Source organism: Gemmatimonadota bacterium, assembly GCA_016713785.1.
Taxonomy (GTDB): domain Bacteria; phylum Gemmatimonadota; class Gemmatimonadetes; order Gemmatimonadales; family GWC2-71-9; genus JADJOM01.
Window position 1 is genome coordinate 2021781 of the sequence record JADJOM010000003.1, and the last position, 13681, is coordinate 2035461.

Here is a 13681-nt window from a genome sequence, read left to right on the forward strand (position 1 = left end):
GCGGGGAAGAGACGACGGAAAGATATGCGGATCACGCTGGTGCATCACACGCGGCTGCCGGTCGACGGGTACGGCGGCACCGAGCGCGTGGTGGTGGCCCTGGCCCGCGGCCTGGCGGAGGCCGGCCACGAGGTGAGCCTGCTCGCCCCGACCGGCACCCGGGTGCCGGAGGCCCGGGTGATCCCGCTCGACCCCGGCCGCTTCGGTGACCAGGGCTTCGACCTCACGCCGCACGTGCCGCCCGGCACCGACCTCCTCCACGCCTTCTACCCGCTGCGCAAGCCGCCCTCGCTGCCCTGGCTCTGGACCCTCGAGGGGACCACCAAGCCCGGCACCGTGCGCCCGCCGAACACCATCTACGTCAGCGCCGACCACGCGGCACGCCACCAGGCCAGCGCGTTCGTCTACAACGGCCTCGACCCCGCCGACTTCCAGTTCCGCCGCCAGAAGGGCGACTACGACCTCTTCCTCGGCCGCCTGCACCAGAGCAAGGGGTACCAGTGGGCCATCGCCGGGGCCAAGGCGGCGGAACGCAAGCTGGTGGTGGCGGGCGGCTGGCGGCCCTCGCTCTCGCGCTACGTCCGGTTCGTCGGGGAGGTGGGCGGCGCGGCCAAGGCAGCGTGGCTGGCGGGCGCCCGGCTGCTGTGGATGCCGGCCCAGTGGGACGAGCCGTTCGGGCTCACGCTCATCGAGGCGCTGCTCTCCGGCACGCCCGTGCTGGGCACCCGGCGCGGGGCGCTGCCCGAGATCCTGAGTCCCGAGGTGGCGGAGTGCGGTGACACGGTCGAGGAGCTGGTGGCGCGGATCGGCGCGGCGGCGGCCAAGGACCCGGAGGCCTGCCGGGCCCGGGCAGAACGGTACTTCACCCATCGCACCATGACCGCCGCATACCTGCGGATGTACGCCGGCTTCCTGGCGGGCGGGGTCCTTCCGGCGGGAGAGCGCACCGCGGCGGCGGGCGCCTAGGCCCCGGGACCGGTCCCCGTCACCGCGCCGAGCAGCGCGGACATCCGGTGCATGTAGGTGTGCTGGCGCAGGGTGCGCTGGCGGGAGTTGGTGGCCAGGCGCTGCCGGTACTGGTCCTCCTGCACGGCGCGCTTGACCTGCCCCTTGAGCTGCTCCGCGGTGGTGAAGGTGAGCACCTCCGAGCCCTCCTCGAAATGGAGCGGGAGGTCGGCCCGGGCATCCACCACCTGGGGCACGCCGATGGCGGCCATCTCGAACAGCCGGCGGTTGACCGCGCTGCCGCTCCCGGTCGGGTCGTCGGCCTCGAAGCGGTGGATGTTGACGCCCACCGTGGCGCCGGCGTAGGCCCGCACGAAGTCCTCCGTGTTGGGCAGCTCGCCCCGGCAGTAGTCGCGCAGCGACGTCCTGCGCCACCCCGGCCCCCACAGCGCCAGCCCGAATTCCACCAGCTCCGAGAGCAGGCGCTCCCGCCGCGGCGTGGCCGCTCCCGCGAAGACCACGTTGGCGCGGAAGGGGCCGCGGGCGCTGAGCGGCTTGTGCACCGATGGATCGCAGCCCACGGCCAGGAAGTCGGTGTGCTTCACCCCCTCGCGGTCGAACGCCCGCACGATGCCGCTCCCCCCCACGAAGACCTGGTCGTAGGCCATCGCCTCGCGGGTGGCGGCGCCGAGGTCGGTCACCTGTTCGCCGAGCAGCTGGACCCAGCGTGCCTTGAAGGCGGGGCGCACCTGGTCCACCACCTCGCCGGGGACCACGCCGTGCCCCGCCACCAGGACCACGTCGGGGACGTGCTGCTCCAGGGTGGAGCGGAGCCGGTGCTCGAGATCGCGCCGCACCAGCCGTTCCAGCCAGCCGGCCCGCTCGGGATCGAGGTGCACCAGCTGGGTGCCGAGGCGCTCGAGCGCGCGGCGCCGCAGGGCGTTGTGGGCCAGGTCGGCGTCGTCGATGGGCGCGACGTACAGGAGGCGGAGGCCGGCGAAGGGGGCAGTCATGGCGTGGTGGGGGACAATTTATCAGCAAACTGCCCGTCGCACAGCCGCCGGTACCGCCCCCCGCGCGCGTAGAGCTCCTCGTGGCGCCCCCGCTCCACGATGCGCCCCTCGTCCACCACCAGGATCCGGTCGGCGTGGCGCACCGTCCCGAGCCGGTGCGCGATGACCAGCACCGTCCGCCCCGCCATCAGCCGCACGATGGCGTCCTGCACCAGCCGTTCCGACTCGGAGTCGAGGGCGCTGGTGGCCTCATCGAGGATGAGGATCGGCGGGTCGCGGAGGATGGCGCGGGCCAGCGCGATCCGCTGCCGCTGCCCCCCGGAGAGCCGGGTGCCCCGCTCTCCCAGCAGTGTGTCATAGCCCTGCGGCAGCTGCGCGAGGAAGCCGTCGGCGTGGGCCGCCCGGGCCGCCGCCTCGATCTCCGCCGCGCTGGCGGACGGGCGCCCGTAGGCGATGTTCGCGCGGACCGTGTCGTTGAAGATGGCCGTCTCCTGGCTCACCACCGCCATGAGCGCGCGCACGGAGGCGCGGGTCAGTGCGGGGAGCGGCACGCCATCGAGCAGGATCCGCCCCTCCGTCGGCTCCCGAAGCCGCGGCAGCAGCTCGGCGATGGTGGTCTTCCCCGCGCCGGAGGGACCCACCAGCGCCACCGTCTCCCCGCGGGCCAGGGTGAAGTCGATGCCCGCAAGCGCGAAGGCCGCGTCCGGCGCGTGGCGGAAGCCCACCTGCTCGAACCGGATTTCCCGCTCGAATCGCGCCCCCGCCGCCCCCGCGGGATCCCGCTCCGCCGGGGGCAGGTCGAGCACGTCGAACACCCGCTCCGCCCCGGCGAGGGCCAGGGCCATCTGGCCGGGGAACTGGGTGATGGCCTTGAGCGGCGCCATCACCCGCAGGGCGGCCACGATGAACACCAGCAGCCCCTCCGGCGAGAGCGAGCCGCCGCGGAACCCGGGGGAGGCGCCGGCCGCGATGAGCAGCACCAGCAGCAGGCCGCCGAACAGCTCGCTCACCGGGCTCGTCAGGGTGGCGAACTGCTGGGTCCGCACCACCGAGCGGCGGTAACGGTCGGCCTGGGCGCGGAAGCGCTCGCCCTCGCGCGCCTCCGCCCCCGAGAGCCGGATCAGCTTCACCGCCGCCAGCCGCTCGCTCAGGGTGGCGGTCATCTCCCCCGCCTCTTCGGCGCGGGAGCGCGCGTGGCGCTTGAGCCGGCGGATCAGCAGCCGGATGCCCACCAGCAGGAGGGGCGCGGCGGCCAGGGTCAGCACCGTGAGCCGCCACGAGAGCTGCGCCAGCACCAGCAGGGTGGTGAGGATGAGCACCGCGTTCTGGAAGAACGAGGCGAGGCCGGCACTGACCGCGCCCTTGGCCTGGTCGGCGTCGGTCATGACCCGCGCCACCACCTGCCCGCCGCGGGTGCGCTCCAGCCACCCCAGGTCGAGCCGCAGCAGGTGCTCGAACAGCGCGCCGCGCAGGTCCCGCACCAGCCCCTCCTGCACCCGCACGCTGGCCACGCCGGCGAAATAGGCCAGCCCGTTCTTGAGGAGCAGGGTGCCCCACAGCAGCGCCACCAGCCGCACGGTGATGCCGGCGGGGGTGAGCCCGCCGAGCAGCGGGCCGAGCAGCTGGTCCACCAGGCGCTCCAGCCCGCCCGGCGCGGCGAGCGCCCCGGCGGAGCCGAAGAGGTGGCGGAGCAGCGGGATCAGGAAGAGGAGCGTGGCGCCGTCGAGCACCGAGGCGAGCGTCGTGGCCCCGATGCCGAAGAGGAGCCGTCCGCGGTAGGGCCACAGCCAGCCCCCGAGCCGCCGCGCGGCCGGGCGTCCCTCGTCAGCCACTCCGCCTCGCGGTGAGCAGCGCGATGGGCAGCACCATCTCCTCCGGCGTCACGCCGCCGTGGAGGAAGGCCCCGCGATAGCGCGCCTGGTACTCGCGCAGCTTGGTCGGGTAGACGAAGAACCGGTCGCCGGTGGCGAGCAGCAGCCGGGTGCCCGGCGGTCGCGGCGGCAGTCCCCACGCGGGGAGGTCGTCCACCGCCACCGCGGCCTCGCGCTCCTGGGTCTTCAGGTCCTCGCCGAACTTGTAGCGCAGGTTCTGGGTGGCGTCGCGCCGGGCGAAGATCGTGGCCGGGGTGTGGCAGTGGATGGAGCCGTGGTCGGTGGTGAGCAGCACCGGGACGTTGCGGCGCTCCGCCTCCCGCAGCGCCGCCCACAGCGGCGAGCGCTCGAACCAGGTGCGGGTGAGGCTCCGGAGCGCGGGCGTGTCCCGCGCCACCTCGAAGAGGGTGGAGTTCTCGGTGCGGCCATGGGTCAGCTGGTCGATGAAGTTGAACACCAGCGCCGTGACCCCCTCGGCGGCCAGCTGCGCCGGCAGCCGCGTCAGCAGCGACTCGCCGTCGGCGGCGGTGAAGACCTTCTCGTAGCGCACCGGCACCACCCGGCCGTAGCGCAGCTCCAGCTGCGCCGCCAGCAGCGAGGCCTCGTGGGCGTTGAGGCTGTTCTCGTCCTGGTCCTTCCACCAGCCGGGGTAGCGCGCGGCGAGGTCGCGGGGCAGCAGGCCGCTGAAGATCGCGTTGCGCGCGAACGGCGTGGCGGTGGGCACGATCGAGAAGTAGTACGAGGTCTCGACGTCGAACCGCGTGCTGATCAGCGGGCGGATCGCCTCCCACTGGTCCAGCCGCAGGCAGTCCACCACCACCAGCAGCGCCTTGCCGTGCTGCCGGTAGGCCGGCTCCACGAACTCCGGCACGATGTCCACGCTGAGCGGCGGCCGCTCCGCCCGGCTGCCCCGCAGCCAGCCGGCGTAGTGCCGCTCGATGAACCGCGCGAACTCCGCCCGCAGGCTCTCCTGCAGCGTCCGCAGCGCCTCGGAGAGCCCCGGCTCGTCGGCCAGCCCGAGCCGCACCTCCCACTCCGCCAGCTCCACCACCAGCTCGGTCCACTCCCGCCAGTTCATGTCGGGGTGGCGGCTCGCCTCCAGCTCGCGGAAGCGGGTGGCGAAGTCGCGGGAGAGCCGCTGCTGCCGGATCCGGTCGCCCTCGAGCAGCCGGGTCACCACCGACAGCACCTGGCGCGGGTTCACCGGCTTCACCAGGTAGTCCGAGATCTCGGCCCCGATGGCGTCCTTGAGGGTGGCCGGCTCCTCGCTCTTGGTCACCATCACCACCGGCATGGTGGTGTCGATGCTGCGGATGGCACGGAAGAGGTCGAGCCCGCGCCGGCCCGGCATCTGCTCGTCGAGCAGCACCACGCCGAAGGGCTGGCGCTGCAGCAGGACCAGGGCGTCGTCGCCGTGGGCGGCCTTCTCCACGGTGAAGCCCTGCTCCTCGAGGAACAGGATGTGGGACGAGAGGCTCTCCACCTCGTCATCGACCCAGAGGATGCTGCGGGGGCGTGGCATGCCCCCAAGATAGGGGGGAACCGCGGCAACCGGGACGCGGCGCCGGCGGGGCCGCCCGCCGGCGGGGCCCCCGAAGCCCCCGCATCCTCTTACTATTCGGTCGTGTCCTCCCCTCGCATCCTGCTGGTGCGGTTCAGTTCGCTCGGCGACGTCGTGCTCACGACGCCGCTGATCCGGGCCTTGCGGGCCCGCCATCCGGCCGCCACACTCTCCGCGCTGACCAAGCAGGGGTGGGCCCCGCTGCTCTCCGCCAACCCCCACCTCGATGAAGTCATCAGCGTGGCCCCGGGGCAGTCGCTGGTGCCGCTGGCCCGGGCCCTCCGGGCGGCCCGCTACACCCACCTGCTCGACCTGCACGGCAGCGTCCGGACGCGGGTGCTCCGGCTCCTGGTGCCGGGACCCTGGACCGGGTTCGACGCGCGACGCGGGCCCCGGCAGCGGCTCATCCGGCAGCACGAGGACCGCTACTCTGACCGGGTGCCGGTGGCGGAGCGGTATTTCGAGGCGGCCGCCGCGCTCGACGTGGTGCCCGACGGCGGTCCGGCGGAGCTGTTCGTGAGCCCCGCCGCCGAGGCCCGGGCGGAGGCCTGGCTGCTCCGGGTGGGGCTCGATCTCGACGCGCCCCTCGCGGTGCTCATCCCGGGCGCCGCCCACGCCACCAAGCGGTGGCCGGTGCGGCACTGGCGGCGGCTCGCCTCCGACCTGGTCCGGCGGGGCTGGCGGGTGGCGCTGCTGGGCGGCGGGGGCGATCGGGTGGTGGCGGCCGAGATCGCCACCGCGGCCGGGCGCCGGGCCGCCAGCTCGGCCGGGGAGCTCGACCTGCAGGCCAGCGGCGCCCTGCTCCGCCGCGCCGCCGTCGCCGTCAGCGGCGATACCGGGCCGATGCACCTCGCCACCGCGGTCGGGACCCCGGTGGTGGCGCTGTTCGGCCCGACCGTCGAGCAGTTCGGGTTCTTCCCCTACCGGGGCCGCGCCACCGTGCTGGAACGCCCGATGCCGTGCCGGCCCTGCAGCAGCAAGGGCGGGCCGCGCTGCCCCCTCACCCATCACCAGTGCATGGAGGAGATGATGCCGGACCTCGTGCTCGGCCGCGCCCTGGAGCTCGGCCAGTGAGCGACGGCAACACCGGCCAGCAGGGGCTGCTGGAGCTGCTGCCCCGTGCCGCCCGCGGGCCGCGGCGCGATGGCACCTTCGCGCTCTGGCTCACCCTCCGGGTGGCCGAAGACCTGCTCCTGGAGCCGCCCCTCGCCGAGCGGGCCTGCCGCCGCCGGCTGCAGGCGCTGGAACGGCGACTCTCCAGCCTGACCCTGCCGCCCCCCCTGCGCCGCGCGCTGGGCGCGGCGCTCGGCGGGCTCCGCAGCGAAGGCGCGGCGGGGGTGCCCCTGGTGCTCGCCTCCCTGGTGGCGCCCGCCCGCGACACCGTGAGCGGCGAGGCGGCCGACGCGGTCCAGCGCGCCGCCCGGGCCCGCCGCGCCGCGGCCGCCAGCCTGTCCCGCTGAGGGGCTCCCTTCCTATCTTGGGAGCCATGCGCCCACCCCGTCCCGGTTCCTCCCGCGCCCCCTCCCCGGCCGAGGCGCTCGTCGCCCGGCTCGACGCGCAGGCCGGCACCGGCGACCGGGGCGATGGCGTCCCCACCGGCTTTCCCTCACTCGACCGCCAGCTGGGCGGCGGGTTCCGGCGCCAGGACCTCGTGATCCTGGCCGGGGACGTGGGCGCGGGGAAGTCGTCCTTCGCGCTCGCCATCGCGCTCCGCACCGCCGGGGCCGGCATCCCGGTCACCTACCTCTCCGGGGAGATGACCGAGGAGCGCCTGCTGGAACGCGCGCTGGCGCTGCTGGCCCGCGTCCCCGTGGACACGCTCCGGGGCGGCGACCTCGATGACCTCAACCGCTCCGCCGTCGGCGCGGCCGCCCTCCGCCTGCGCGACCTCCCGCTCCAGGTGCGCCCCATGGCCGGCGAGCGCTTCGAGGAGATCTCGGCGTCCCTGGATACCGTGCCCCGCCGGGGCCTGCTGGTGGTGGACGACCTGCAGCTGGCCGGCAGCCCGCTGCCCGCCCCGCAGGGCGAGGAGCGCACCGCGGCCACCGCGCGGGCGCTCAAGAACCTGGCGCTGGAGCGCGACGTGGCCATCCTCGCCGCGGCGCAGCTGCCCCGGTTCCGGGCCGGCCGACGCGACCCGCGTCCCACCCTCGACGATCTGGGGGGCCAGGGCGTGGTCAAGCAGGTGGCGGACGTGGTGCTGGCGATCTATCGGGAGGAGATGTACCGACCCGCGCCCGGGGTGGAGGGCGCGGTGGAGTTGATCATCGGCAAGAACCGCAACGGCGGGACCGGCTACCTCGACCTCTACTTCTACCGCCACTGGCTGCGCTTCGAGGACATGCTCGACCCGGACCGCTAGCCGGCCCCGGGGCCCTCCGGCTACTTGGCCTTGGCGCCCGCCAGGTCCACGAACGTCCCCGACGCGCCGTCGGCCTTCTGGATCGTGACCCACAGCGGCGGGCCCTTCGAGTGCTCCGCGTAGAGGGCCACCGAGCCGTCCTCCAGCTTGGTGTCGCTGACCAGCTGCCACGAGCCCTTGCTCAGGACCTCCCGGTAGTACGCTGCGATCGCGTCGGGCGAGGACGTGGAGCGGAAGCGGATCTTGAGCGCATCCTCCCCCCCCTCGCGGGAGATCACCTCCGCCGCCGGTGGCAGCGGGATGGTGGGCATGACATCGGACAGCCGGGCTTCCGGGCGTTGTTCCTGGCAGGCGAGGGTGAGCAGCAGGCCCGCCAGCATGAGAGAGCGTCGCATATGGCGGAGAGAGTAGCGCCCCGGCCCGTCTCCGGGCAAGGGAGGCCGGCCCGGTGCGTAGCCACGGGGGTCCGCTTCCCTTATTTTCCTGCCCCGTACCACCCTTCGGAGCCTCCCCATGGCCGGCCACAGCAAGTGGAAGCAGATCAAGCGGAAGAAGGCGATCACCGACGCCCGGCGTGGCGCCTCGTGGACCAAGGTGATCCGCGAGATCACCGTGGCCGCCAAGGCCGGCGGCGGTGATCCCGGCGGCAACCCGCGCCTGCGTACCGCCATCGACGCCGCCAAGGCCGTGAACATGCCGGCCGACAACATCGACCGGGCCATCAAGAAGGGCACCGGCGAGCTGGAGGGGGCGGTCTACGAAGAGGTGATGTACGAGGGCTACGGGCCGGGCGGCGCCGCGATCATCATCGAGGCCACCACCGACAACTCCACCCGCACCGTGGCCGAGGTGCGGCACGCCTTCAACCGCAATGGGGGCAACCTCGGCGCCACCAACTCGGTGTCGTGGATGTTCGACCGCAAGGGCCAGATCTTTCTCGACGCCACCCGCTATCCGGAGGACGCCACCCTCGAGGCCGCCCTCGAGGCCGGCGCGGAGGACTTTGCCCGGGATGGCGACCAGTACGTCGTCTCCACCACCGTCCCCACCTTCCACGCCGTCCAGGAGGCGCTCAAGGCGCGCCAGCTGGAGCTCGAGTCGGCCGAGGTGGCGATGGTGCCCAAGAGCACGGTCAAGGTCGAGGGCAAGCAGGCCGAGCAGATGATCAAGCTGATGGAAGCGCTGGAGGAGCTCGACGACGTCTCCAAGGTCTTCTCCAACTTCGACATCGACGCGAGCCAGCTGGCGGAGGCCTCGTCCTGACCGGTGGCGGCCGGTGAAGGTGCTGGGGGTGGACCCCGGGACCGCCGCCACCGGGTACGGCGTGGTCGAGGATGCGGGACCCGGGATGTACCGGCTGCTCGAATGCGGGGTGATCCGGCCGGAGCGCGGCGCCACCCTGCCGCACCGGCTGCTGCAGATCCATGAGCAGCTCGCCGGCCTGGTGGCGCGGCACCAGCCGGAGGTGCTGGCCGTGGAAGAGGCGTTCCACGCCCGCAACGCGCGCACCACCCTGGTGCTGGGCCACGCCCGCGGGGTCATCCTGCTGGCCGGCGCGGCCGCGGGCGTCGCCATCGCGGAGTATTCGCCGGCGGAGATCAAGAAGACCGTGACCGGACGTGGCCAGGCCCTCAAGCCGCAGGTGGCATTCATGGTGGCCCAGCTGCTGCGCCTCAAGGCGGTGCCCCGGCCGGCCGACGCCGCCGATGGCTGCGCGGTGGCGCTGACCCACCTCCTCGGCACCCGCCGCCGGGTGCGGCGATGATCGCCTTCGTCACCGGCACGCTGCGCGAGCTTCACGGGGACACCGCCCTCATCGAGACGACGGGGGGCGTGGGGTACGCGGTCACCGTGCCACTCGGCGTCCTGGAACGGCTCCCCGCGCCGGGCAGCCGGCTCAGCCTCTACACCGAGCTGGTGGTGCGGGAAGACGGCTGGTCGCTCTACGGCTTTGACCGCACCGGTGAGCGGACCGTCTTCCAGCGGCTGCTCTCGGCGAGCGGCGTGGGGCCCAAGCTGGCGCTCGCGGTGCTCTCGACACTGGGCCCCGAGCGGGCGGTGCGCAGCCTCAAGGAGCGGGACATCGCCGCCCTCGCCACCGTGCCGGGCATCGGGCGGAAGAAGGCCGAGAAGCTGATCGTGGAGCTGGGCGACCGCTTTGCGGCGGTGCCGGCGGACCTGCCGGTCGCCCCCGGCCCCGGCGGCGAAGCGGTGCAGGCACTCGTCCGCCTGGGATACCCGGCGCCGCAGGCGGAAGACGCCACGCGGCGGGCGATCGCGGAGGGGATCACCGAGACCGCCAAGGTGATCCGGTACGCCCTGCAGTGGTTGTCCACCAAGCGGTAGCCCCGCGACCGGGCCGCCGAGCAACGAGGAGCCAGACCATGACCGTTCCCGCCACCACCGCCGAGTGGCTCTGTACCCGGTGCGGCAGCACCAACCGGGTGCTGGTCGCGGCCAGCACGCCGCGCACCCTCGACCGCTGCAATCACTGCCACGCCCGGCACGTCCTCGAGCCGGGCAAGCGCCCGGTGCGCTGGGACGCGAGGCTGGAAGACTAGACGGCCGGGTGGCTGGGCGGATCGCCGCCGAGCCGCCGAGCCGCCGAGCCATCTTCATGAGCCGCCTCGAGATCACCACCCCCGATTCCCTCCCCGAGGAGGTGGGCGCCGAAGCCGCGCTCCGCCCCGGGCATCTCGAGGAGTTCGTGGGCCAGGGCCAGGTGAAGGCGTCGCTCCGCATCGCGATCGACGCGGCGAAGGCGCGCAAGGAACCGCTCGACCACCTGCTCTTCTTCGGACCGCCGGGTCTCGGCAAGACCACCCTGGCCATGCTGCTGGCGCGCGAGATGGGCGTCCAGCTCCGCACCACCTCGGGCCCGGTCCTCGAGAAGCCCGGCGACCTCGTCGGGCTGCTCACCACGCTCACCCCGGGCGACATCCTCTTCATCGACGAGATTCACCGGCTGCGCCCGGTGCTCGAGGAGTTCCTCTATCCCGCGATGGAGGACTTCCGGGTGGACGTGCGGATCGCCGATGGCCCCAACGCGCAGACCATCCCGATGGCCATCGAGCGCTTCACGCTCATCGGCGCCACCACCCGCTTCGGGCTCCTGACCCCGCCGATGCGCGCCCGCTTCGGGATGGTCGAGCGGCTGCACTTCTATCCGCCCGAGGACCTCGGCGTGATCGTGGCGCGCTCGGCGAGCATCCTCGGCGTGCCCGCCGACGCGGAGGGCACCGCCGAGATCGCCCGGCGGAGCCGCGGCACCCCGCGCGTCGCCAACCGGCTGCTGCGCCGGGTGCGCGACTTTGCGCAGGTCCGGGCCGAGGGCCGGATCACCGGGCCGGTGGCCCGCGAGGCGCTGGCGCGGCTCAACGTGGACGAGTTCGGCCTCGACGACATGGATGCCCGCATCCTCACCACCATCATCGAGAAGTTCGGCGGGGGCCCCGTGGGGCTCAGCACGGTCGCGGTGGCGGTGAGCGAGGATGCCGGCACGCTCGAGGATGTCTACGAGCCGTACCTCATCCAGCAGGGATTCCTGGAGCGGACGCCCCGCGGCCGCGTGGCCACCGCGCTCGCCTACCAGCGGTTCGGGATCACCCCGCCCCCCGGCACCCAGCGGACCATCTTCGAGCGCGACGCGTAGCGACCGGCCCGGCGTGCCCCCCGCCTACCAGACCCGTGATTTCGCCTACGAGCTCCCCCCCGGCCTGATCGCGCAGGAGCCGATCGCCGAACGGGGGGAGAGCCGCCTGCTGCTGGTGGACCGCACCGCCCCCGACCCGGCGCGTGCCTGCACCGACCTGCAGTTCCCCGACCTCGTCGCCCTGGTCCCCGCGGGCGACCTCGTGGTGCTCAACACCACGCGGGTGCGACACGCGCGCTTCCTGGCCACGCGGCCCAGCGGCGCCCCGGCGGAGGTGCTGCTCATCCACCCCGCGCAGGGTGAGCACTGGATCGCGATCGGCAAGCCGGGCTCGGCCCTGCGGCCTGGCAAGCGGGTGGCCATCGGCCCCGCCGCGTGGATCGAGACGGTGGCCGTCCTGGAGGAGGGCTATCGCGAAGTGCGGTTCGTGGGCATCACCGCCCAGGAGGCGATGGCCGTCGCCGGCCGGCTGCCGCTCCCCCCGTACATCGACCGCGCCCCGACCCCGGCCGACGAAACCCGCTACCAGACCGTCTTCGCGGAGCGGGAAGGCAGCGTGGCGGCGCCCACCGCCGGGCTGCACTTCACCCCGGCCCTGCTCGCGGCGCTGGAGGCGCGGGGCGTGGAGCTGGCGCGAATCGCGCTCGAGGTGGGGCCGGGGACCTTCAAGCCGGTGGAGGTCGAGGATCCGGCCACCCACCCGATGCACCGCGAGGTGTACGACATCCCCGGCCCGGCGGCGGACGCCATCCGGCGGCTGCGCACCCGCGGCGGAAAGCTCTGGGCGGTGGGCACCACGGTGGTGCGCGCCCTCGAGAGCGCGGCCGCGGACGGCGGCACCGTCCGCGCCGGCCGGGGCGACACCCGGCTGCTCATCACCCCCGGCTACGACTTCCGCGTGGTGGACCGGCTGCTGACCAACTTCCACCTGCCCCGTTCCACCCTGCTGATGCTGGTCGCGGCCTTCGGGGGCTACGACCGGGTGATGGCCGCCTACCGGCACGCGGTGGACGCGCGCTATCGCTTCTACAGCTACGGCGACGCGATGGTGCTGCGCTGAGGGCCCGGATCGGTGGCGCCCGCGGCCGGGCGCGCTTACCATCTGCCCATGTTTGAGTTCGCGCTCGAGGCCACCGAGGGCGGCGCGCGCGCCGGCCGGCTGACCCTGCCGCACGGCGTGGTCGAGACGCCGGCGTTCATGCCGGTAGGCACCCACGGCGCCGTCCGTGGCCTTCACCCCGAGGAAGTCCGCCGGGCCGGTGCCCAGATCATCCTCGGCAACACCTATCACCTGCACCTCCGCCCCGGCGAATCGGTGGTGGCGGCGCTCGGCGGGCTGCACGGCTTCACCACGTGGGACCGCCCCATGCTCACCGACTCGGGGGGCTTCCAGGTCTTCTCGCTGGAGGGGCTCCGCAAGATCAGCGAGCACGGCGTGGAGTTCGTGAGCCACATCGACGGCTCGGCGCGCCTCCTCACCCCCGAGTCGTCGATGGAGATCCAGTGGGCCCTCGGCGCCGACGTGGCGATGGTCTTCGACCACGTGGTGCCGGGCCAGGCCACCTGGGAGCTGGCCGAGGAGGGGATGGAACGCACCCTGCGCTGGCTCGACCGCTGCCGGACCCGGCATGCGCAGCTCGCCGACGCCGGGGCAAGCCGCCGAGCCGGCGAGCCGCCGAGCCCCCAGACCCTCTGGCCCATCGTCCAGGGGGGGACCCACGCCGACCTGCGGATGCGCTCGCTCGAGGGCACCCTGGCCCGGGGCCCGTGGACCGGCATCGCCATCGGCGGGCTGTCCGTGGGGGAGCCCAAGCCGGTGATGCACCGGGTGCTGGAGGGGCTCGGCCCGGCGCTCCCGGCCGAGATGCCCCGTTATCTTATGGGCGTCGGGTTTCCGGACGACCTGCTGGAGGGGATCGCCCGGGGGGTGGACCTCTTCGACTGCGTGGCCGCCACGCGGAACGGGCGCCACGGCAGCGCGTGGACCAGCACGGGCAAGGTCAACATCCGGGCGGCCCACCTGAAGCTGAGCGACGCCCCGCTCGACCCGGCGTGCGACTGCGAGACCTGCACCCGGTTCCCGCGGGGGTACCTGCGGCACCTGTTCATGGCGGAGGAGATGCTGGGCCTCCGGCTGGTGTCGATTCACAACATCCGGTTCCTGATCCGGATCGCCGAGCAGGCGCGGGAGGCGATCCGCCAGGGCACGTTCGAGCGCTTCCGGGCCGTCTGGCTCGAGCGCTATCACCATCGAGGAGACTCGTGACGCTTTCCCTG

General features: G+C 73.7%; 15 protein-coding genes. 11 read left to right on the plus strand and 4 right to left on the minus strand.

Annotated elements, in window-relative coordinates; genetic code table 11:
• Positions 1-24 precede the first annotated feature (24 nt).
• On the plus strand, positions 25-966 hold the full coding sequence (locus IPJ95_17140) for a glycosyltransferase (protein ID MBK7925326.1): 942 nt from the start codon (positions 25-27) through the stop codon (positions 964-966).
• Here IPJ95_17140 and IPJ95_17145 read toward each other — a convergent pair.
• Genes IPJ95_17145 through IPJ95_17155 form a run of 3 tightly spaced genes read right to left on the minus strand, consistent with a single transcriptional unit; the run spans position 963 to position 5351 of the window.
• A complete protein-coding gene (locus IPJ95_17145; protein MBK7925327.1) occupies positions 963-1958 on the minus strand; it encodes a glycosyltransferase in 996 nt (331 codons plus the stop codon). The genes IPJ95_17140 and IPJ95_17145 overlap by 4 nt on opposite strands.
• A complete protein-coding gene (locus IPJ95_17150) occupies positions 1955-3790 on the minus strand; it encodes an ABC transporter ATP-binding protein (GenBank protein ID MBK7925328.1) in 1836 nt (611 codons plus the stop codon). The genes IPJ95_17145 and IPJ95_17150 overlap by 4 nt, the downstream gene beginning before the upstream one ends.
• Complete coding sequence (locus tag IPJ95_17155; protein MBK7925329.1) at positions 3783-5351, minus strand: response regulator; 1569 nt, start codon at positions 5349-5351, stop codon at positions 3783-3785. The genes IPJ95_17150 and IPJ95_17155 overlap by 8 nt, the downstream gene beginning before the upstream one ends.
• Positions 5352-5453: 102 nt before the next feature.
• On the opposite strand from IPJ95_17155, the gene waaF reads away from it, so the two are divergent.
• From waaF to IPJ95_17170, 3 genes are read left to right on the plus strand one after another with little or no spacing between them, the layout of a single operon-like run.
• The gene (waaF, locus tag IPJ95_17160; protein MBK7925330.1) at positions 5454-6464 is read left to right on the plus strand and encodes a lipopolysaccharide heptosyltransferase II; all 1011 of its coding nucleotides are present in this window, start codon (positions 5454-5456) and stop codon (positions 6462-6464) included.
• The gene (locus tag IPJ95_17165; protein ID MBK7925331.1) at positions 6461-6850 is read left to right on the plus strand and encodes a hypothetical protein; all 390 of its coding nucleotides are present in this window, start codon (positions 6461-6463) and stop codon (positions 6848-6850) included. The genes waaF and IPJ95_17165 overlap by 4 nt, the downstream gene beginning before the upstream one ends.
• A 26-nt stretch (positions 6851-6876) precedes the next feature.
• A complete protein-coding gene (locus IPJ95_17170; GenBank protein MBK7925332.1) occupies positions 6877-7752 on the plus strand; it encodes a DnaB-like helicase C-terminal domain-containing protein in 876 nt (291 codons plus the stop codon).
• A gap of 20 nt (positions 7753-7772) precedes the next feature.
• Here the strand turns inward: IPJ95_17170 and IPJ95_17175 are convergent, their stop codons facing one another.
• Entirely contained in the window at positions 7773-8147 is a 375-nt protein-coding gene (locus IPJ95_17175; GenBank protein ID MBK7925333.1) for a hypothetical protein, read from the minus strand.
• Between the two features lie 118 nt (positions 8148-8265).
• Between IPJ95_17175 and IPJ95_17180 the strand changes: the two genes are divergently transcribed.
• The 7 genes from IPJ95_17180 to tgt are packed head-to-tail and all read left to right on the plus strand — an operon-like array spanning position 8266 to position 13670.
• Positions 8266-9015, plus strand: coding sequence for a YebC/PmpR family DNA-binding transcriptional regulator (locus tag IPJ95_17180; protein ID MBK7925334.1), 750 nt, complete (start codon positions 8266-8268; stop codon positions 9013-9015).
• Between the two features lie 13 nt (positions 9016-9028).
• Positions 9029-9517: a crossover junction endodeoxyribonuclease RuvC gene (ruvC, locus tag IPJ95_17185; GenBank protein ID MBK7925335.1), complete on the plus strand. Its 489-nt coding sequence runs from the start codon at positions 9029-9031 to the stop codon at positions 9515-9517.
• Positions 9514-10098 (plus strand): Holliday junction branch migration protein RuvA, encoded by a 585-nt coding sequence (gene ruvA, locus IPJ95_17190; GenBank protein MBK7925336.1) that lies wholly within the window; start codon positions 9514-9516, stop codon positions 10096-10098. Before ruvC ends, ruvA begins: the two co-directional genes overlap by 4 nt.
• Before the next feature lie 38 nt (positions 10099-10136).
• Complete coding sequence (locus IPJ95_17195) at positions 10137-10313, plus strand: hypothetical protein (GenBank protein MBK7925337.1); 177 nt, start codon at positions 10137-10139, stop codon at positions 10311-10313.
• A gap of 56 nt (positions 10314-10369) precedes the next feature.
• The gene (ruvB, locus tag IPJ95_17200; protein MBK7925338.1) at positions 10370-11404 is read left to right on the plus strand and encodes a Holliday junction branch migration DNA helicase RuvB; all 1035 of its coding nucleotides are present in this window, start codon (positions 10370-10372) and stop codon (positions 11402-11404) included.
• A gap of 13 nt (positions 11405-11417) precedes the next feature.
• Positions 11418-12464: a tRNA preQ1(34) S-adenosylmethionine ribosyltransferase-isomerase QueA gene (gene queA / locus IPJ95_17205; protein ID MBK7925339.1), complete on the plus strand. Its 1047-nt coding sequence runs from the start codon at positions 11418-11420 to the stop codon at positions 12462-12464.
• 48 nt (positions 12465-12512) lie between these two features.
• The gene (tgt, locus tag IPJ95_17210) at positions 12513-13670 is read left to right on the plus strand and encodes a tRNA guanosine(34) transglycosylase Tgt (GenBank protein ID MBK7925340.1); all 1158 of its coding nucleotides are present in this window, start codon (positions 12513-12515) and stop codon (positions 13668-13670) included.
• The last annotated feature ends 11 nt before the right edge of the window (positions 13671-13681 follow it).